Annotated in this window: 17 protein-coding genes; 5 read left to right on the top strand and 12 right to left on the bottom strand. The window is 42.3% G+C overall.

Annotation, left to right across the window (positions count from 1 at the left end):
- Nucleotides 1-28 precede the first annotated feature (28 nt).
- Together IM473_RS18190 and IM473_RS18185 are read right to left on the bottom strand one after the other, a co-directional pair.
- The gene (locus tag IM473_RS18190; protein WP_287660134.1) at nt 29-934 is read right to left on the bottom strand and encodes an Npun_R2821/Npun_R2822 family protein; all 906 of its coding nucleotides are present in this window, start codon (nt 932-934) and stop codon (nt 29-31) included.
- Between the two features lie 227 nt (nt 935-1,161).
- Nucleotides 1,162-2,157 carry a glycosyltransferase gene (locus IM473_RS18185; RefSeq protein WP_287660133.1) on the bottom strand — a complete coding sequence of 332 codons (996 nt, stop codon included), beginning with the start codon at nt 2,155-2,157 and terminating at the stop codon, nt 1,162-1,164.
- 118 nt (nt 2,158-2,275) lie between these two features.
- Between IM473_RS18185 and IM473_RS18180 the strand changes: the two genes are divergently transcribed.
- Nucleotides 2,276-2,671: a helix-turn-helix domain-containing protein gene (locus IM473_RS18180; RefSeq protein ID WP_287660132.1), complete on the top strand. Its 396-nt coding sequence runs from the start codon at nt 2,276-2,278 to the stop codon at nt 2,669-2,671.
- 81 nt (nt 2,672-2,752) lie between these two features.
- Here the strand turns inward: IM473_RS18180 and shc are convergent, their stop codons facing one another.
- The 6 genes from shc to IM473_RS18150 all read right to left on the bottom strand — a co-directional run bounded on the left by shc (nt 2,753) and on the right by IM473_RS18150 (nt 8,739).
- The gene (gene shc, locus IM473_RS18175) at nt 2,753-4,660 is read right to left on the bottom strand and encodes a squalene--hopene cyclase (RefSeq protein ID WP_287660131.1); all 1,908 of its coding nucleotides are present in this window, start codon (nt 4,658-4,660) and stop codon (nt 2,753-2,755) included.
- Between the two features lie 446 nt (nt 4,661-5,106).
- Nucleotides 5,107-5,862, bottom strand: a complete 756-nt coding sequence (tsf, locus tag IM473_RS18170; RefSeq protein ID WP_002753383.1) for a translation elongation factor Ts — start codon at nt 5,860-5,862, stop codon at nt 5,107-5,109.
- A gap of 116 nt (nt 5,863-5,978) precedes the next feature.
- Nucleotides 5,979-6,776, bottom strand: coding sequence for a 30S ribosomal protein S2 (gene rpsB / locus IM473_RS18165; protein ID WP_079210095.1), 798 nt, complete (start codon nt 6,774-6,776; stop codon nt 5,979-5,981).
- 156 nt (nt 6,777-6,932) lie between these two features.
- Complete coding sequence (bcp, locus tag IM473_RS18160; RefSeq protein ID WP_287660130.1) at nt 6,933-7,400, bottom strand: thioredoxin-dependent thiol peroxidase; 468 nt, start codon at nt 7,398-7,400, stop codon at nt 6,933-6,935.
- Nucleotides 7,401-7,402: 2 nt separating this feature from the next.
- Nucleotides 7,403-8,251 (bottom strand): M56 family metallopeptidase, encoded by an 849-nt coding sequence (locus tag IM473_RS18155; protein ID WP_287660129.1) that lies wholly within the window; start codon nt 8,249-8,251, stop codon nt 7,403-7,405.
- The gene (locus IM473_RS18150) at nt 8,251-8,739 is read right to left on the bottom strand and encodes a BlaI/MecI/CopY family transcriptional regulator (protein ID WP_287660128.1); all 489 of its coding nucleotides are present in this window, start codon (nt 8,737-8,739) and stop codon (nt 8,251-8,253) included. The genes IM473_RS18155 and IM473_RS18150 overlap by 1 nt, the downstream gene beginning before the upstream one ends.
- Nucleotides 8,740-8,759: 20 nt before the next feature.
- Here IM473_RS18150 and IM473_RS18145 point away from each other — a divergent pair, with 20 nt between their 5' ends.
- The 3 genes from IM473_RS18145 to IM473_RS18135 all read left to right on the top strand — a co-directional run bounded on the left by IM473_RS18145 (nt 8,760) and on the right by IM473_RS18135 (nt 11,737).
- Nucleotides 8,760-9,056 carry a small RNA NsiR4-regulated ssr1528 family protein gene (locus tag IM473_RS18145; protein ID WP_002767845.1) on the top strand — a complete coding sequence of 99 codons (297 nt, stop codon included), beginning with the start codon at nt 8,760-8,762 and terminating at the stop codon, nt 9,054-9,056.
- Between the two features lie 186 nt (nt 9,057-9,242).
- On the top strand, nt 9,243-10,406 hold the full coding sequence (locus tag IM473_RS18140; protein ID WP_287660127.1) for a nucleotidyltransferase family protein: 1,164 nt from the start codon (nt 9,243-9,245) through the stop codon (nt 10,404-10,406).
- A gap of 92 nt (nt 10,407-10,498) precedes the next feature.
- Complete coding sequence (locus IM473_RS18135) at nt 10,499-11,737, top strand: glycosyltransferase family protein (RefSeq protein WP_287660126.1); 1,239 nt, start codon at nt 10,499-10,501, stop codon at nt 11,735-11,737.
- 12 nt (nt 11,738-11,749) lie between these two features.
- Here the strand turns inward: IM473_RS18135 and dnaG are convergent, their stop codons facing one another.
- The 4 genes from dnaG to IM473_RS18115 form a co-directional block, all read right to left on the bottom strand.
- The gene (gene dnaG, locus IM473_RS18130) at nt 11,750-13,630 is read right to left on the bottom strand and encodes a DNA primase (protein WP_287660125.1); all 1,881 of its coding nucleotides are present in this window, start codon (nt 13,628-13,630) and stop codon (nt 11,750-11,752) included.
- A gap of 186 nt (nt 13,631-13,816) precedes the next feature.
- Nucleotides 13,817-14,956, bottom strand: a complete 1,140-nt coding sequence (locus IM473_RS18125) for a beta-ketoacyl-ACP synthase (RefSeq protein ID WP_287660124.1) — start codon at nt 14,954-14,956, stop codon at nt 13,817-13,819.
- 140 nt (nt 14,957-15,096) lie between these two features.
- Nucleotides 15,097-15,834, bottom strand: coding sequence for a peptidylprolyl isomerase (locus IM473_RS18120; protein ID WP_002791172.1), 738 nt, complete (start codon nt 15,832-15,834; stop codon nt 15,097-15,099).
- Between the two features lie 28 nt (nt 15,835-15,862).
- On the bottom strand, nt 15,863-16,429 hold the full coding sequence (locus tag IM473_RS18115) for a photosystem I assembly protein Ycf4 (protein ID WP_004163876.1): 567 nt from the start codon (nt 16,427-16,429) through the stop codon (nt 15,863-15,865).
- 578 nt (nt 16,430-17,007) lie between these two features.
- On the opposite strand from IM473_RS18115, the gene IM473_RS18110 reads away from it, so the two are divergent.
- Nucleotides 17,008-17,247 carry a DUF29 family protein gene (locus tag IM473_RS18110; RefSeq protein WP_407069748.1) on the top strand — a complete coding sequence of 80 codons (240 nt, stop codon included), beginning with the start codon at nt 17,008-17,010 and terminating at the stop codon, nt 17,245-17,247.
- The last annotated feature ends 290 nt before the right edge of the window (nt 17,248-17,537 follow it).

Below are 17,537 nucleotides of genomic sequence, written 5' to 3'. Positions count from 1 at the left end.
TTAAATGGTGCGAGAGGAAAAATCAAACCTATAATTTGATTTTATCTAATAATCTCTGAAAAGGATTTTTTGGTTTGCTTGCTGGCGGATCTGCGGGGGGATTAGGATCATCTAGATAACGATAATATTTCCAGATATCCCAGTAGGGACAACCCGGTTCAATGCGAATTCCTGCCCAATGTAAATATTTTAAGGGCTGATTTAATTTCGGATCGATTAAAATATTCCCCTGACGTTGAAAATGAGAACTTCCCCCCCAATTTCCCGCTTGACAACCCGGGGCGCGGACAAGATTAAATCGATTGGGAACTCGTTTGAGAATGGTATAATTAATAATCGGTTGATCGGAGGTTTTTTGAGAAAAATCAAAATATTCTGGATGAGCGGCACATTCTTGAAAAGCGCTATATAATTCCTGTTCTGAGAATAGATTCTTTTTACTAGCCCAAAAACCACCGTTAAACATTCCAGTTAGATCATTTTCTGTGAAGATTCCTTGTTCTAAAACAATCGGATTAAAGACATCAGTAATCCCTTTTTTGTGTTGGTAATCACAGCAGAGAAAATCGTAGGTATCGAGGAAATTTAGATTATCTATTATTTTTTCAAAAACTACGATATCGGTATCGATATAAAGAAATTGATCTAATTCTCCAAACCAACACACCTGCTTGCGAAATTGATTAGGACGAGCAAAGAATTTTTCTCCAAAAATATCATAGATTTTTTGTGCCAATTCTTCTACTAATTGCAGATCTGGATAGAGAATAACGCCATATTTTTCTGCTAATAAATCGGCAATTTTTTGATAATTATTGTCGTAGGGAATCAAGATAACGGGAGAATCGGGATCGTACAAACGAATACTATTCATTAATGCGATCGCTTGATCAATAACTCGATCGTTAGCGGTAATGTAAATTCCTCGCTTCATAAACATACTAGGGGTAAGAGTTAGAAATAATTATATAGCAGTTATCTTAATGGTGAAGTAGAAAGTTTTCCTTTTGGGGAGTCAGCCATCAGCTTTTTTCTCCCGATATCCCTGTTCACTGATAACTGATCACTGATAACTGAATAGCCGATCGATCTTTCTCTGTCAACTCTTAAAGTTGATGAGTTTGATTTTTGAATTGGCGAATAATTAAGGAAATATCACTGCTACTTAAACAGTTTTTTCTTAAGTTTAGCGAGGGAACTCTGTATCCATAATTTTTTAAGCCGCAGGGGTTCTAAACCTTCTATATCAGCTGGGTAGCGTTTTTTAATATCAAAGAAATCATTAATTTCTCTTAAAATTGTTTCAAAACGTGGTAGTAATTTTTCGGGATGATAATCATCGATAAAATTAGCTGGTAAAGAATTAACGGGAAAATTACGGGCATAATTAAGAATACGTTCTAGATCATATTGACTGGAATAAGCCCCGATTTTTTGACAATTGAAACCGGGATCGAGATAATCGGCTAGGGCGCTATTAACGCTAGAAAATACCGTACAACCACAGGCTAAAGCTTCCAGGGGCGGTAAGCCAAAACCCTCCGTTAAACCGTTTACAGCCCAATATTCAGCCGAATCGTAGAGATAAACCCGACTGCGATTGAATAATCCCACTAAATCCTCCACATAGCTATCTAAAACCTTAACGCGGCAGTGGGGACGGAGGGCGGGAACTAGACGATTGAGAAGATATTTTGAGGATTTGCGCCCCTGTACTAGGACATCGATATCTCTTTCTAAGCCTAAATTGAGAAATTCTGAGCCAATTTGATTAGGAAGATAGTAAATTAAAGCATTAGGAGCCTTTTCTCCCCAATACCCCATAGTATTACGGCTAACGGTGATAATTGGTATTTGGGAGGGTAAACGGAAGCCGTAACCTGTACTATGGGCATGATAAATGATATTATGCGATCGCAATTTTTGCACCAGTTTAGGAACATCAAAACCCCAGCTAACCACAAAAATACTGTCATCTGAGTTTATTTTCGCGAGTATATCCTCTAAAAAAGGATAATTTAACTCTTTTTGACGATAAGTCACAATCTGGGCGCTACAAATTTGACTAGCCAAATTGACAGTTTTCATTTCTGCCCACAGTCCACCCCCACCAAAAGGAGAAGTAGTACCGGGCAAAAGAAAATAGAGATTTCTCATCGGGATAATAGAAGTTTTGGTTAAGCGGTAGTCTGGAGACTTGGCTATTCTATACTTAATTATTAAGGTGTGAGGTATCTAAACGCAATAGTCGATCGAGCATAGATATTATTAAATTATGTTTGCCACTGATAAATACTTAGAATTATTAAAGCAATACCCTCCTCGTCCTATTCACAATGAGGAAGACTTAGAAATGATGCAGGAGGTTATTAATCGCCTTTTAGACAAACCCCAATTAACGGTAGAAGAAAGGGAATATCTAAATGTTTTAGGGGCTTTAATTTATGAGTATGAGGAAAATCAAGAGCCAATACCTGATATTTATGGACTTGAATTGTTGAAATTTATATTAGAGGAAAAAAACCTACAAAAGCAAGATTTGCTATCTATTTTTGAAAGCAAGTCAACCCTGGATGACATTCTTGATGGGCAACAAGAGTTAACTCCTGTCTACATTCAAAAATTAGCCAATTTTTTAAATATATCTCCTGATTTATTTCTTCCTAGTTAGTTACAAAAAATGCGTTAGACAGTTAGGCTTATTTCCTGTCTTAACGCAATAATTTGAAACAAAAATTAATCGGTTAACAGACTAAATTAAAGCCCGATAACGCCCCAAAGCCAGTAAAGGAAAATACTGCTGATAGAAATGATATTTCAGGTAAAAATGACAGGGAAAACCTGTACCGGTGAAGTAATCTTCATCCCATGTACCATTTTCTTTTTGGGTAACAAGAAGATAGTTAACACCCTTTTCAATCACTTCTCGCTGATAATTGCCGGTGACTTTCCCGACAGCTAATAAACCGATTAATGCCCAAGCAGTTTGGGAAGCGGTACTATTTCCCTGTCCTTTAAATTTAGGGTTATTGTAACTAAAACAGGTTTCACCCCAACCACCATCAACATTTTGACAACCGCTTAACCAATTGGCTCCTTTTTGCAATTGCTGGCGATATTTATTCGGTTCCAGAAAAGCCAAAGCAGATAACGCCCCACTGGTTCCATAAATATAATTTACACCCCAACGACCAAACCAACTACCATCAGCTTCCTGTTCTTTTTCCAGATAATCCAAAGCTTTTTTAACTCGAATTTCCTTCATTTTAACATCACAAGTGCCTAACATTTCTAGAACTCTGGCAGTAACATCAGCCGTATTAGGATCGATCATTGCTTTTAGATCGGAATATGGCAAAGAATTAAGCCAGTTTTGATCGTTATCGATGTCAAAAGCTCCCCAACCACCAGCTTTACACTGCATAGTAGCCATCCAATTAACTGCCCGTTTCATCACACCTTTTTTAATATTTTCATCGGGCATTTTAATTAACTCTAAAGCCATCACCACCACTGCCGAATCGTCTAAATCGGGATACCAGCGATTGTCAAATTCAAAAGCCCAACCGCCGGGGGTTCCGATTTTATTTTTAATCGCCCAATCGCCATAATCAAGAATTTGTTGATCGATTAACCATTGTCCCGCTTTAATCATAGCTGGATGAGCAGGATTTAGCCCAGATTCAATTAGCGATCGAATTACCCAAGCCGTATCCCAAACTGGCGACACACAGGGCTGTACACAATAGGTATTATCTGTCTCAATGGCAAAATTATCCACCGCTTTTAAACCGCGGGCAACAATCGGATCGTAAACATCATAACCTAGGGCTTTTAAAGCTAACAGAGAATTTAACATCGCCGGGATAATCCCTCCCCAATCCCCCATGTCTTCCTGTCGTTCAATTACCCATTTTTCCGCCGCTTTCAGACTTTCTTGACGGAAGGGAACCAAATTAGTTTTTTCTGCCCATTTAAACAGCCCATCTAACCAGAGAAAAACATCCGCCCAATCGTTATTTTTTGGTAACTCATACTTGACATTATTCACCCCTTCTGTATAGAGTTCATCGAGATTAAAACCCATTTTATACACGGGTTTTTTGTCAAAAACAATTAATAAAGGAACCGTACTTCCCCGCGCCCAACTGGACATTTCATAGATAGTAAAAGGGAAATTTTCCGGCAGTAGCATAATCCAAGCGGGGATAGAGGGAACCCCCTGCCAATCGTAACAACCAATCAAAGCGAGGTGCATTTTGGTGAAAATGCGGGTTTTGCTGATGCCACCTTGAGCTAAGATAAATTCTCTAGCTTTTTCTAAAGCAGGATCATTAACAGGAATTCCCAATAGTCGCAGCCCCATGTAGGCTTCCACAGTGGTGCTAAGATCGCCACCATCACCATAAAATAACTCCCAAGCGCCGTTAGGACACTGTTGCTGACGCAGATAGGTGGCTGCTTTGTCTAGGGGGCGTTTTTTGTCAGTTTTCCAGATTTTGTGCAGTAAAATTGCTTCTGAGGTGATGGTGACATTAGATTCTAATTCTGCCCACCAGTAACCGTCAGAGTATTGGGTAGAAAGTAAATAATTTTGAGAAAGTTTGATCGCTTTCGCTGTTTTAGCGGCTATTTCGGTGATTTTGTCCTGAATCTGCATTTTTTTCCGTTCGACAACCTCTAGGGACCACGAGTGCAAATAAGATAATCTTATTTACAAAGTTTTTAATAAGTAGGTAAAGGATGGGCTTTTGTTCCCAAAGAATCCAGTAAAGGAATCTGCTTTGTCAGAGCGGCAGCCGCTATTTTAAAGTCTCGCTCATTTTCTGCTGATTGTTGCTAACTTCATCATAGCCTTGTCGCCCAGAACCTTGTTAGGTGGGCAGTTGCCAGATTCTTTTTTCTTTTGACTGATTACTGTTTACTGTTTACTGATAACTGATCAAGTCCCCCCACTTCCTAATTCATAATTCATAATTCCTAATTCCCACTTCCTAATTCCCACTTCATAATTCATAATTCATAATTCATAATTCATAATTCATAATTCCCTGAAGACAAAAAGGGTACGAAACTCGCACCCCACCAGATTTATCTTCATTGAACTTACTTTTTCTTTTTGCCTTTAGCGGGCGGATTATCCTTCGCTGCCGGTTCCGGGGCTTTTTCCTCCACTTGCGGGGCGGCTGCTACCGGTTCCGGGGCTTTTTGTCCCATTTGGGCGGCTACTTCGGCGGCGAAATCCGTTTCTTCTTTCTCGATCCCTTCACCTAGTACAAAGCGTTGGAAACGACGCACCTGAATATTTTCTCCCAAAGCGGCGATCGCTTGTTTGAGCAATTCGTCAATACTGATGTTCTGATCGCGGATAAAGGGTTGATCGAGCAGAGAAAGTTCTTTCAAACGTTTTTCAATGCGGCCGGCCACGATTTTTTCTTTGATATTATCGGGTTTATTGGCTAAATCATCGCGTCCCATCTCAATTTCTTTTTCTTTAGCGGCGATTTCGGCGGGAATATCGGCCACTTTTACATATTCGACGTTAGGACAAGCGGCAATCTGCATCGCCACGTCATTAACCAATTTTTTGAACTCCTCGCGACGGGCCACAAAATCGGTTTCACAGTTCACTTCTACTAAAACACCGATGCGGCTGCCGGTGTGGATGTAACTGCCGATCATCCCTTCTGCCGCTACCCGACTGGCTTTTTTCTCGGCGGAAGTAATCCCTTTTTGACGCAACCATTCGATCGCTTTGGTTATATCCCCCGCGTTTTCCGTCAGCGCCCTCTTGCAATCCATCATGCCGGCGCCGGTCTTTTCCCTAAGTTCTTTAACCTGTTGTGCTGTAATTTCTGCCATAAAATTCTTCACCTACTGCTTATAGTTGATCATGCCACGAGAGGGGCAGGTTTGACCGCTCGATAGGCTCGGAAAGTTTCCCCCCGAACCTAGCTGCGATCAATAGCTAATTTTCCCTAGTTATCGTCGTCTCCACTAGCAAATTCGGCGGCGTATTGGGAATAATCACCTTCTTCCTCGTACTCGGTTTCATTATCGTAGTCTTCCTCGTATTCTTCCACCGCTGCTTGACCACCGCGACGACCTTCGATGATCGCATCGCTAATTTTGCCTAAAATCAGTTTGACTGAGCGAATTGCGTCATCGTTGGCGGGAATCGGCACATCTACCAAGTCAGGATCGCAGTTAGTATCCAAGAGGGAGATGATGGGAATGCCCAATTTTTGGCATTCTTGGATAGCGTTGTATTCCCGACGCTGATCGACCACGATGACTAAATCCGGCAGCCGGCGCATGGTTTTAATGCCACCGAGGTATTTTTCTAGTTTGCCCAATTCCCGACGCAGTACCGATGCTTCTTTTTTCGGTCGTTTATCGAGGGCGCCGCTATTTTCTAATTCTTCTAATTCTTTGAGTCTTTCTACCCGGCCGCGAATGGTTTCCCAGTTGGTTAACATTCCCCCTAACCAGCGTTGGTTAACGAAGTGGCTACCGCTGCGTAAAGCTTCCTGTTTAATGATTGCTGCCGCTTGCCGTTTCGTACCGATGAATAAAAAGCGTTTACCGCGATCGGCTTCTCCTCGGACAAATTCGTAAGCTTCTTCGATTAATTGGGCAGTTTGCACCAAATCAATGATATGAACCCCATTCCGGGCAGTGTAGATGTACTGAGACATTTTCGGGTTCCAACGGCGCGTTTGATGGCCAAAGTGAACCCCAGACTCTAGCAATTCTGCGAGAGAGACAACGGGCATATTTTTCTCCTTTTCGGGTTTATCCTCCATCTAGGGCTGGATTTCTAGATTCCTAGAAACACCCGATCGCCTAGATGTGCGATTTTTGACAACTTTTCTAGTCTAACACGAAAGGGCGCGATTGCATAGCCTTAAATATTGGGTACTGAGGGCTTCCTACTGCAATTCCTCAAGTTTTTTCAAAACCGCTTCTGCATGGGCTTTTACCTTGACATTTGACCAAATATAGGCAATATTTCCCCGGGGGTCGATCAGGAAAGTGGCGCGTCTAATCCCCATATATTCCTTGCCCATAAATTTTTTTAATCCCCAGACTTGATAAATTTCCGCCAGTTGATGATCGGGATCGCTCAATAATTGAATAGTTAAATTGTGTTTTTCAATAAAACGACAGTGGGACTTTTCTGAATCGGGACTAACTCCCAGAATTACCGCATTTAATTGCTGAAATTGCGGCGACAAAGCGGTAAAATCGATCGCTTCTGTGCTGCAGCCCGGAGTGTTATCTTTGGGATAAAAATATAAGACCAACCACTGACCGGCAAAATCTGCTAATTTACTAATTTCGCCTCTTTGGTTGGGGGTGGCAAATTCGGGGGCTTTTTGTCCAACTTCTAGGGTCATTTTTAGGAGTGTAAAGGCAAGAGTAAGAAAGGAGCAAGGGAGAGGGAAAGCAATAGCCAGACTTGATAGTTAAATCTGGGAAATTCGGGTTTTTCTGACTCGACTAAAGCATCGATTCTCTCTAATAAACGATTATTTAAAGAATGATCATTGAGAGCGACACAGCAACTATCAGAGAAATTTATTTCCGCTACTTGATTAACTTTTTCTGCCACTAAAAGCAGCGATTCAGCTAATAGTAAATAATCCACTTGTCCGGAAGCGTACTTATCGGCGCGTAATTCCCGCAAGAAGACCAATTCTGACCATAAATTTTCGCTATTGGGCAGCCAAGAAGACATCGATCGCAACCAACCTAACCAGAAAAACCAGAAAGTGTCATGATATTCTTGGTGAGCTTGTTCGTGAGCTAAAACTGCTTGTAAATGTTCTCGATCTAAGAGATTTAATAATCCTTGCGTCACAATTAATTCCGACTTCCAGAAGCCAACTCTGGCACTGTAGGGAAAATCCACCGCTAAAACTCTCGCCTTCTGAGCGGTGATTTTTTTGAGGGGATAACTGCTAAAATCCCGATGGGTTTGCCAAGTTTGATAGGATAGTTTTATCAAACAAAATATAGCAAAAACTAGCCAAATTATGGCACTAAAGTAACTAATTAGACTGGAGTTATAGCCCAACATTTGCCCACGATAGCCCATACAAACCACCGATATAACTGTCATTAACAGCAGCAAAGGAGGAAAGAGAAAGAAAAATAGCGTTATCTGCCAACGACGCTGATAGCTGGGCAGAAACCAACGTAAACCAATGGCGATAGTTAATGCTAGTAATAACATTAAACTGTGCATTAGCGTTCTCTCCGTTGTTGACGAAGGGTATCTAAACGAGAGGCAATCGCTTTTAATTGTTCGACACTAGCAGTATCGAGACTATCGGCAAAAGAAGCCACCACATCCGCGTTACCAATAGCCAAAAAACGATGTAATTGTTCGTAGGCTTTAATTGCCTGTGCTTGTTCCTTAGAAACCATCGGTTTCCAGTAGAAAATCCGACCCTGTTTATAACAACTTAACCAGCCTTTATTAGTTAAACGACGCAGTACCGTAGTCACAGAAGTATAGGCCAGATCTCGTTCTGGATCCGCTAAAATGCGATCGTGGACATCCTTAACGCTGACGGTTTCCAATTCCCAGACAATATTGAGAATTTCCGCTTCTAGGGGGCCTAGGGATAACTGTTTTGGTTGATAGGTGGGCAATTGAGCCATAGTTACACAGAAATGAAGATTACTTTCCTGATCATAGCGGCGGATATTGATCGCCTGATAAAATAGCAACGATCTTTTATATTATCTTTATGTCCACCGAAACTAATTTAACCACGACTACGGGTGCTGATGCCATTGATGTGGCGATCGCTAATGGCATTGATTTTGATGGTTCCCCGATTCCCCAGGCAAAATTGGAACTTTATCACCGGGTAATGGGTTTGGAAGCAGGACGACAAAGAAGCGGGGTTTCTAACACGATGAGATCGCGAATTGTCCGCATCGGGGCCAAACATATCCCCCAAGAGGAGTTAAATCAGCTGTTGTTAGCCGCTGATTTTGCCCCTCTCAAGGAGAAAGAAATCGCTTTTTACTATCTCAAGTAGTCAAATTTTTGCCCAGCATTTTTCGCCTAGACTTCTTGGGGTTAACCGGATTATTCGAGAAATTAGGCAGGGAGTCTAGGTTGATCTAATGGTCAAGAGGATCGATAACTACTGATTCCGAGCCGATAATGATACACTAGGCATGATTTAACTTCAGACCTCGATCGCAAAAGGAAATAAATATCGATGAAAGCCATGATTTTGGCGGCAGGCAAAGGAACTCGTGTCCGTCCGATTACCCATACGATTCCCAAACCCCTGATCCCGATTTTACAAAAGCCGGTGATGGAGTTTTTATTGGAACTGTTGCGACAGCATGGCTTTGATCAGATCATGGTGAATGTCAGTCATTTAGCCGAAGAAATTGAGAGTTATTTCCGCGATGGTCAGCGTTTTGGGGTGCATATCGGCTATTCTTTCGAGGGTAGAATCGAAGAGGGCGAGTTAATCGGTGATGCCCTAGGATCGGCGGGCGGTTTACGACGAATTCAAGATTTTAATCCCTTTTTTGACGATACTTTTGTGGTTCTCTGTGGTGATGCGCTGATTGATCTCGATCTAACCGCAGCCGTTAAATGGCATCGCAAAAAGGGAGCGATCGCCACTATTGTCACCAAAACCGTCCCCAGAGAGGAAGTATCCAGTTATGGGGTGGTAGTTAGCGACGAGGAGGGAAGGATTCTCAGTTTCCAAGAAAAACCCGCCATCGATGAAGCTTTGAGTACCTGCATTAACACGGGTATCTATATTTTTGAGCCAGAAATCATTGATTTTATTCCCCCAAATAGTAAATACGACATCGGGGGCGAGTTGTTCCCCGAATTAGTCGCTAAAGGGGCGCCTTTCTACGCTTTAAACATGGATTTTGAATGGGTGGATATCGGTAAAGTCCCCGACTACTGGCAGGCAATTCGCGGGGTGTTATCCAGGGAAATTAAAAATGTTGCTATCCCCGGCATCGAAGTCAAACCGGGCATCTACACGGGCCTAAATGTGGGGGTAAACTGGGATCGAGTCGATATCACCGGACCTGTGTATATCGGGGCAATGACGCGCATTGAAGACGGGGCGAAAATTGTCGGTCCGAGTATGATTGGCCCGAATTGTTGGATTTGTGGCGGCGCGACGGTGGATAATAGCGTTATTTTTGAATATTCTCGCCTCGGTCCGGGGGCCCGTTTGGTGGATAAGTTGGTCTTTGGGCGCTACTGTGTTGATAAAACCGGCGCGGCGATCGATGTGGAAGCAGCAGCCCTGGATTGGTTGATTACCGATACCCGCAAGGTTCTCCCAGAGTTTGATCACCCTAAACATCAGGCAATTCGTTCTTTATTCAATCAAGGAAAATAGTCGTACAAAATTAATTTTTTAGGATCGATAGGCAAGAAGCAACTTTTTACTTCAATGTCCGCTTTTTTACTTTTTACTTTTGACTTGATATCATGTTTGATTCTCCTGTTGATCTTCTCATTCTCTCCAATGGTCCCGGAGAAATATCTACATGGGTGCGTCCAGTTGTCAAGAGATTGCGACAAAACTTAACAGAAGATCGATCGCTGTTGCGGATTTCGCTGATTCTTTCCCCTTGTACTCATTCTATGGGGGCGGAAACGGAAGTAGTTAGGAAATATCCGGAGGTCGATCGAGTCCAGTCGCCAGAAAACTTCTTTAATTTTCTTTTCTGGGGAAAAACCGCCGATAATTGGGATTGGCACCCCAAGGGCATCGTTTTATTTTTAGGGGGCGATCAATTTTTTGCCCTCACCATCGGTAAACGTTTGGGTTATCGCACCGTTATCTATGCGGAATGGGAAGCGCGTTGGTATCGGGGGATCGATCGCTTTGCCGTGATGAATACAAGTGTATTAAATAATATTCCCCAACAATATCAGCATAAATTTACCGTTATCGGCGATTTAATGGTGGATTTGCCCACTGCTATCACCCCCGATGACGCTACCTTAATTGCACTCCTCCCGGGTTCCAAACCCTCGAAATTAGCCCAGGGTGTACCCCTAACCCTAGCCATTGCCGAAAAGATACACGCACACAATCCCCAGACTAAATTCTTAATTCCTGTCGCTCCTACCTTAAATTTAGCTTATTTGGCGAAATTTGCCGATCCTAGCTATAATCCGATGATTACTAAAACCGGTTGGAGTGCTGCCAAATTAAAAAACGGTGAAAAACCCTATCTAGAAACAGCTAAGGGGGTAAAAGTTGACCTAATTACCGATTTTCCCGCCCATAACCAGCTTTCTCGCTGTCATTTAGCTTTAACGACGGTGGGTGCTAATACTGCCGAATTAGGGGCGCTGGCAATCCCGATGATTATTTTACTACCGACTCAGCAACTCGACGCGATGAGAACTTGGGACGGTTTACCCGGTTTATTAGCCCAACTGCCGGGGGTTGGCTCTTTATTTGCTAAGATAATTAATCTCTATATGTTGCGGAAAAAGCGTTTATATGCCTGGCCAAATATTTGGGCCGGTGCAGAAATTGTTCCGGAATTATTGGGGGAATTACAACCAGAAGAAGTGGCAAATATGGCTATATCTTGGTTAGAAAATACCGAACAATTAGAGGCTATCCGGCAAAAATTGCGGGCAGTGCGTGGGCAAGCAGGAGCAGTGGATAAGTTAGTATCTATTATTGCCGAACAACTGTCTAGTTTCTAATCAATCAGAGAATTAAGCTTGTTGGTAGAGAGGATCAATTTCGATTAATTTATTAACAGTTTGATAGAATTCCTGCTGATAAAATTCCCGTTGATTGCTGTCGAGAGCATTAATTAATTGTTCTTGACAGTAGCGACGATATTCCATTAAACTAATTTTTTCCAGAGCTATAATAGCATTTTTTATCTGTTCTTCTGGCTGAAATATTTCTTGACTGGTATGTTCATTTAAGTGAAATAAAGAATTAAAATCACGATTTTTGTCTGTAGTTATCATCAATAAATGATTCTGTAAAGCTGACATCAAATCTCTTTGGTTAGTAATTTGGGTTTCTAACTCTAGAATTACTTGCCATAACCAACGATAATCAGGGAGATTAAAAATTAAATCTTTTTCATCCAAAAGTTCACAAATGAGCCTCCGATATTCGGGAGAATGGAGATAGATTAATAATAATAACCACTCGGCTTTTTCTGTGCCATTTTTGTCGGATTTATCTAAAATATTTTTCCTCTTAATTGCTGGGGATTTTCCTTGAGGTTTATTAACCTGTTTGGAGAGATTTTTTAAAATATATGGCAAACGAGTCGCATCTTTTTGAGCCAAAATTTCAGCACAATAATCGAGGTAAAAAGTGCGTTGATTGCTATCGATTAACTTTTGCAGTAAACTCACCATACTATTAGCTATTTGTTGAAAATGTAGTCCCTGTTTTAAATCTTTATTAACCAACATTTGCGAGATTTGCCAATCAATCCAAAAAGGAGAATTTTCGATTAATTCTCGATAACTATTTACCCCGTCAGTATGGGATTTAAGAAATTCATCGGCATCTTTACCCTCGGGAAGATTGAGGATTTTTAGGTTAACTTGTCCTGAATAAACTAAGGAGTTAATTTCCTCGATCGCCCGTTGTGTCGCTTTAATTCCCGCTTGATCAGCATCAAAATTAAAGATTATTTGTTTACTTTCACTGTAGCGCAAAAGTAGTTTAATTTGCTCTTGACTTAAAGCTGTTCCTAAACAGGCAACCACATTAGTGATACCCGCAGCATGGAGAGCGATTGCGTCAAAATAACCCTCCACAACTATCGCTAAATCTTGCTGAATAATTGCCTGTTTAGCTCGATCGAGAGCAAAGAGAGTTTTTCCCTTTTCAAATAGAGGAGTATCGGGAGAATTTAGATACTTTGGTTGTTCATTACCTAGAGTGCGACTACCAAAAGCGATCGCTCGTCCTTGACTATCAAAAATAGGAATCATTAAACGATCTCGAAATTGATCGTAATAACCACTACCATTTTGACGCGCTTTAATTAATCCCGCTTGTTCTACTAAAGCCACAGGATAGCGCTTTTGTTCCACCAAATAACGATAGAGCGTTTCCCAACCTTGAGGAGAATATCCCAGTTGAAAATTAGCGATAGTTTCTGGGGTTAGTTGTCGTTGTACCTTAAGATAATCTAACGCTTTTTCCCCTTGGGGTTGACTAAGGGCGTGTTGGTAAAAACTCACCGCTACGGCCATTATTTCGTATAATTGTTCTTTGAGGGATAATTTCTGTTCTAATTCCTGACGCTGTTCTACTGCCAGAGTTTTAATCGGGATTTGATACCTTCTAGCAAGATCGAAAACCACCTCACTAAAAGATTGTTTTCCCACTTCCATGAAAAATTTAATCCCGTTTCCCCCCGCACCACAGCCAAAACAGTAATACATTTGTTTGGCAGGACTAACCGTAAAACTAGGGGATTTTTCCTCGTGAAAAGGACATAAACCGACGTATTCCCTTCCCCTTTTTTTGAGAACGACTCTCTCGGAAATTAAATCCACAATATCAATTCTTTGTTTAACTTCTTCGATCGTATCTGGATGTAGTCGCGGTGTATCCATAATCAGTTATCAGTTATCAGTTATCAGTTATCAGGAGATTTGCTTTTATAGTCATTTCAATTAAGATTGAGAATATCAATCCCAGAGTTCATAAGAATTTTGTCGGTCTAGACTGTATCAGACTTATCTGAAATGACTATATTTATTCTCCCCGTCTCCCCGTCTCCCCAATTCATAATTCATAATTCATAATTCATAATTCCCACTCCTTCTCCCCCATCTCCCCACTGCGATGGCGGCATTTTGTCCTCCGAACCCGAAACTAAGACAGAGACAATTGTGCAGGGAAAAATTAACAGCCGATCTAATTAAATTTAATTGAAAAGGCGACTCGCGCACACCGACACAAGGGGGAATTAGCTGATTTTTCAGGGCCATTAAACAAAAAGCCACGCCTAATGCCCCCGAAGCCCCTAAAGTGTGTCCTGTTGCCCCTTTTGTCGAGCTTACAGCCACTTGCGAGCCAAAAATGCTGGCGATCAGGTTTGCCTCCCGTTCATCGTTTAAACGCGTGCTAGTGCCGTGGGCGTGAATGTAATTAATTTCATCTTTTCTTAATTGACTTCTGTGCAAACATAGTTCTATCGCTTTGGTAGCACTACGATTATCCACCGCCGGGGCGCTAACATGATCGGCATCGCAGCTAAAACCATAGCCCAAAATTTGCCCGTAGATGGGGGCATTTCTGCTTAAAGCTAGTTCTTCCGATTCAAGGACTAAAATTGCGCCACCTTCGCCCAAAACTAAGCCCTCCCTAGCTCTATCAAAAGGATAACAGCCCGTTTTCGCCAAAGCTCCCATCTGTTCAAATCCCACCAGAGTTAAGGGAGTAATCGGGGTTTCGAGCGCCCCGGCTAAAACTCGATCGCATTCTCCCATAGTAATTAATTCTACACCCTGGGCGAGCGACCAGATGCCCGTGGCACAGGCCGCCATGGGTGCTAACACTGGGGCGCCGGTTTCTATCAATCTAGCGGTCAATACCGAGGCGCGATCGGGTAAACTGTCTAACCAGTTTTCTACTATTCCCGTCGCTGCCATCCGTTCCCATAAACCCTGACAACCGCGACTAGAACCGATAGTGACACCACAATCCTTTAAGGGAGGGGTTAATTGAGCGTCTTCAAGGGCAGCAATCAGGGCAATTTTGGTTAAATCCTCTAAAAATGCCGGTTTGTGACCGATTAAAGCCAAGGGTAAAGTGGGTAAATCAGAAAAGGGTTGTTGCCTAGTTATACCAGTTTTGCCCTCTAGTAATCTTTGCCAACTCTGACTTAAATTTCCCAGAGAACTGATCAACCCAATTCCCGTCACCACAACATTCATTTATCAGTTATCAGTTATCAGGTATCAGTTATCAGGTATCAGTTATCAGCTATCAGTTATCAGCTATCGGAATATTAAATGATTGGGTGGGTTAGGGGGAAAATTAAATTATCGTCCCGCGAACCCACCCTAACCGATCGCTATTTTTTCAGATTTTCTGCACCAGAAATAACTTTGGCCGAGTCAATTTTATCCCCTTGTTTGATCGTATCGATCACTTCCATTCCCTTAGTGACATAACCAAAAACGGCATAATCACCATCGAGGAAATTGATATCCGACAGAGCAAAATAAAACTGAGAAGAAGCGGAATTAGGCTGTTGAGAACGGGCCATCGCGATCGCACCACGTTTATGGGGTAAAGCGACGATGGGAGTGCGCGACGTGGCCTGTTGACCGATTGATTTTCCATAAATCGGCTCTTTTTCGTCTTTAAGGAGAATTTCTAGGGGAACATAACGGGATTGCTTGGTTTCTGGATCAACAAAACCACCGGTTCCGCGACCTTGGGGATCACCACCTTGGGCGACAAAAGGCTGCGGTTCTGTAACCACGCGATGGAAAGTTAAACCATTATAAAAACCTCTCTCCACCAGATCCACAAAATTACCGGCAGTAACTGGGGCCGCATTGCCATCAATTTCGATCGTTACCGGTTTACCTTTGATGATCATCTCGACGACAGCAGTTCCATCTAAGCGGGGTTTGTAATTATCCATGTTGACACTGCCCGAACTGGCAGGTTGAGAGGTTTGGGTGATACTAGAATTATCGGGGGTGGAGTTAGCTTCTGGGGAAGAACAGCCGAAAAGTGTCGTCGTTGTGATTAAAAAAACACAAACCACAGACAACCAGCCAGATTTTCTTATCTTCATCATTTTATAGCCAAAAAGAGCGAAAAAAGGCCTACAATCCCTCTAGAGGAATTTCCAGAAAACGAGCGAGTTCCGCTCCTTGATTTTCCAATTCCGAGAGGGACAGAGGATCACCGACGCGAGTTAAAGGGATATCGCGACGCTGTTTAATCCGCAGGAATAGTTCCCGTTTCGGGTTGAGTCCTTCTCGCACTTCGGCCCGCACAGCTTGTACATCTTCCAGGGGCCAATCGAGATCAATGCGACGATTTTTGCCGGGGTAGCCCCAACGAAAGATTTTAACTTTGCCGGTTTCCTTGTTAAACTCGTTGTAACCACCTCCGACATTCCAGAGGAGAGATAACCAGAGATAGATGGCTAAAAGGGTCCCCGCAGTGCCATAGAAGAGGAGGGCGACTCCTTGGGGAATAAATTGTAAGGAACTGGTATCGCTAACGAGAAGTAGATTGACCTTCAAATAACTGGAAAGACCGGCGAGGAGAAACCCTAGACCGCCAATAGAGACGATTACAGCCCAAAAATAGTTACTAGGGCGACGCGCTCCCACTACTTCTTGCCGTAGGATCAGGCTATCTTTACTTGTTGTTTGCGCTTTCATGAATTCTTTTTAAGGTTGCCTAGAGTTATTTTACCAGCTTTTTTCTCGCCACTTCCCCAACCCCGACCTAGGGATACAGCCGTTGATTTTTCTGGATGTACCCATGTTTATCATAATATTTACTTATAGGTGAGTGGGGGAAGTTTAGGAGAAAATTCCCTAATCGTAATTCTCCTCGGCAACAATCATGCGTTAGATTTATTCGTGGTTTCCTTAATTTGTGCCCAGCAACGGCACACCAGATACCGCAGAAGACGGTCTAGCGCCCCCCCCAAGTGCTTTCTAGCACATTTAAGGTAAAGGGGAAATTAAGAATTGTTGCCATTGTCCGGCCAAAAGTCTAGAATGATCATTAATTTTTGTGCATAGTCAGGTCTTCTAACCGAAGGCATTGACGAAAAACACATTGTATCTGTCACTCTCGGAAAATCCCTGTCAACTCATAAGTGCTGAAACGGCTCTCTCGGATTTGGTGGGTAAAATGTATTCTAAGATACAGTTATGCGGGCGAGCGAGTGGAACGAACCACAAAGACACAAAGGACACAAAGATTGATCGCTCCTATATAAGTTAAACTTATCACACAGAGAATAAGACCCTACAGCTTACCCCACTGGACAGACGAGATAGATAATTTCAGATTGGAATTGAGCCTGCTGTTTCGCTCTCAGGTAATCTACAATCATGCCTTAGAACGGTTTGGTTATTGTTATCAAAAAGCTCTGGGAAAAGCGAGCCGCAAAAGTGGATTAACTTTACCAGTTGACTGTCCGTGGACAATTGAGAAAATTCTTGATGAAGATTGGTTCCCTGGTTAATACACACTCAAAAATAATGCTGTTTTTGAAAGGATTAATATCGCTGTTAAAGTTGGGATTTTTAGTGACTGAATGATGGGGGGCCGACAAAAAACCCCCGCCGTTAGCGGGGGACATGGCATAGTTTTCCTGTGATGCCTAGCTAAGACTTACCTGACAGGGGGACAAGCAAGCTGAAAAGCTTATGTAGCATGGAATACAGACACAGACTCCCAAAAAAGATAAGTCATATTTACTATATATGACCTAAATAACGAAAATGATAAGTGAACTATACCAGAAAGTCTTAG

It is taken from the genome of Microcystis sp. M015S2 (assembly GCF_020245945.1).
GTDB lineage: Bacteria > Cyanobacteriota > Cyanobacteriia > Cyanobacteriales > Microcystaceae > Microcystis.
This window is presented reverse-complemented; position numbering and strand designations above follow the sequence as displayed.

Bases quoted from the DNA above. Each gene is read 5' to 3' on its own strand.
- IM473_RS18115 (WP_004163876.1), bottom strand. From the start codon at position 16,429: ATGAAAGCGCAAACAACAAGTAAAGATAGCCTGATCCTACGGCAAGAA.
- IM473_RS18180 (WP_287660132.1), top strand. From the start codon at position 2,276: ATGTTTGCCACTGATAAATACTTAGAATTATTAAAGCAATACCCTCCT.
- shc (WP_287660131.1), bottom strand. From the start codon at position 4,660: ATGCAGATTCAGGACAAAATCACCGAAATAGCCGCTAAAACAGCGAAA.
- IM473_RS18185 (WP_287660133.1), bottom strand. From the start codon at position 2,157: ATGAGAAATCTCTATTTTCTTTTGCCCGGTACTACTTCTCCTTTTGGT.
- IM473_RS18125 (WP_287660124.1), bottom strand. From the start codon at position 14,956: ATGAATGTTGTGGTGACGGGAATTGGGTTGATCAGTTCTCTGGGAAAT.
- IM473_RS18140 (WP_287660127.1), top strand. From the start codon at position 9,243: ATGAAAGCCATGATTTTGGCGGCAGGCAAAGGAACTCGTGTCCGTCCG.
- IM473_RS18135 (WP_287660126.1), top strand. From the start codon at position 10,499: ATGTTTGATTCTCCTGTTGATCTTCTCATTCTCTCCAATGGTCCCGGA.
- tsf (WP_002753383.1), bottom strand. From the start codon at position 5,862: ATGGCAGAAATTACAGCACAACAGGTTAAAGAACTTAGGGAAAAGACC.
- IM473_RS18120 (WP_002791172.1), bottom strand. From the start codon at position 15,834: ATGATGAAGATAAGAAAATCTGGCTGGTTGTCTGTGGTTTGTGTTTTT.
- bcp (WP_287660130.1), bottom strand. From the start codon at position 7,400: ATGACCCTAGAAGTTGGACAAAAAGCCCCCGAATTTGCCACCCCCAAC.
- dnaG (WP_287660125.1), bottom strand. From the start codon at position 13,630: ATGGATACACCGCGACTACATCCAGATACGATCGAAGAAGTTAAACAA.
- rpsB (WP_079210095.1), bottom strand. From the start codon at position 6,776: ATGCCCGTTGTCTCTCTCGCAGAATTGCTAGAGTCTGGGGTTCACTTT.
- IM473_RS18145 (WP_002767845.1), top strand. From the start codon at position 8,760: ATGTCCACCGAAACTAATTTAACCACGACTACGGGTGCTGATGCCATT.
- IM473_RS18190 (WP_287660134.1), bottom strand. From the start codon at position 934: ATGAAGCGAGGAATTTACATTACCGCTAACGATCGAGTTATTGATCAA.
- IM473_RS18155 (WP_287660129.1), bottom strand. From the start codon at position 8,251: ATGCACAGTTTAATGTTATTACTAGCATTAACTATCGCCATTGGTTTA.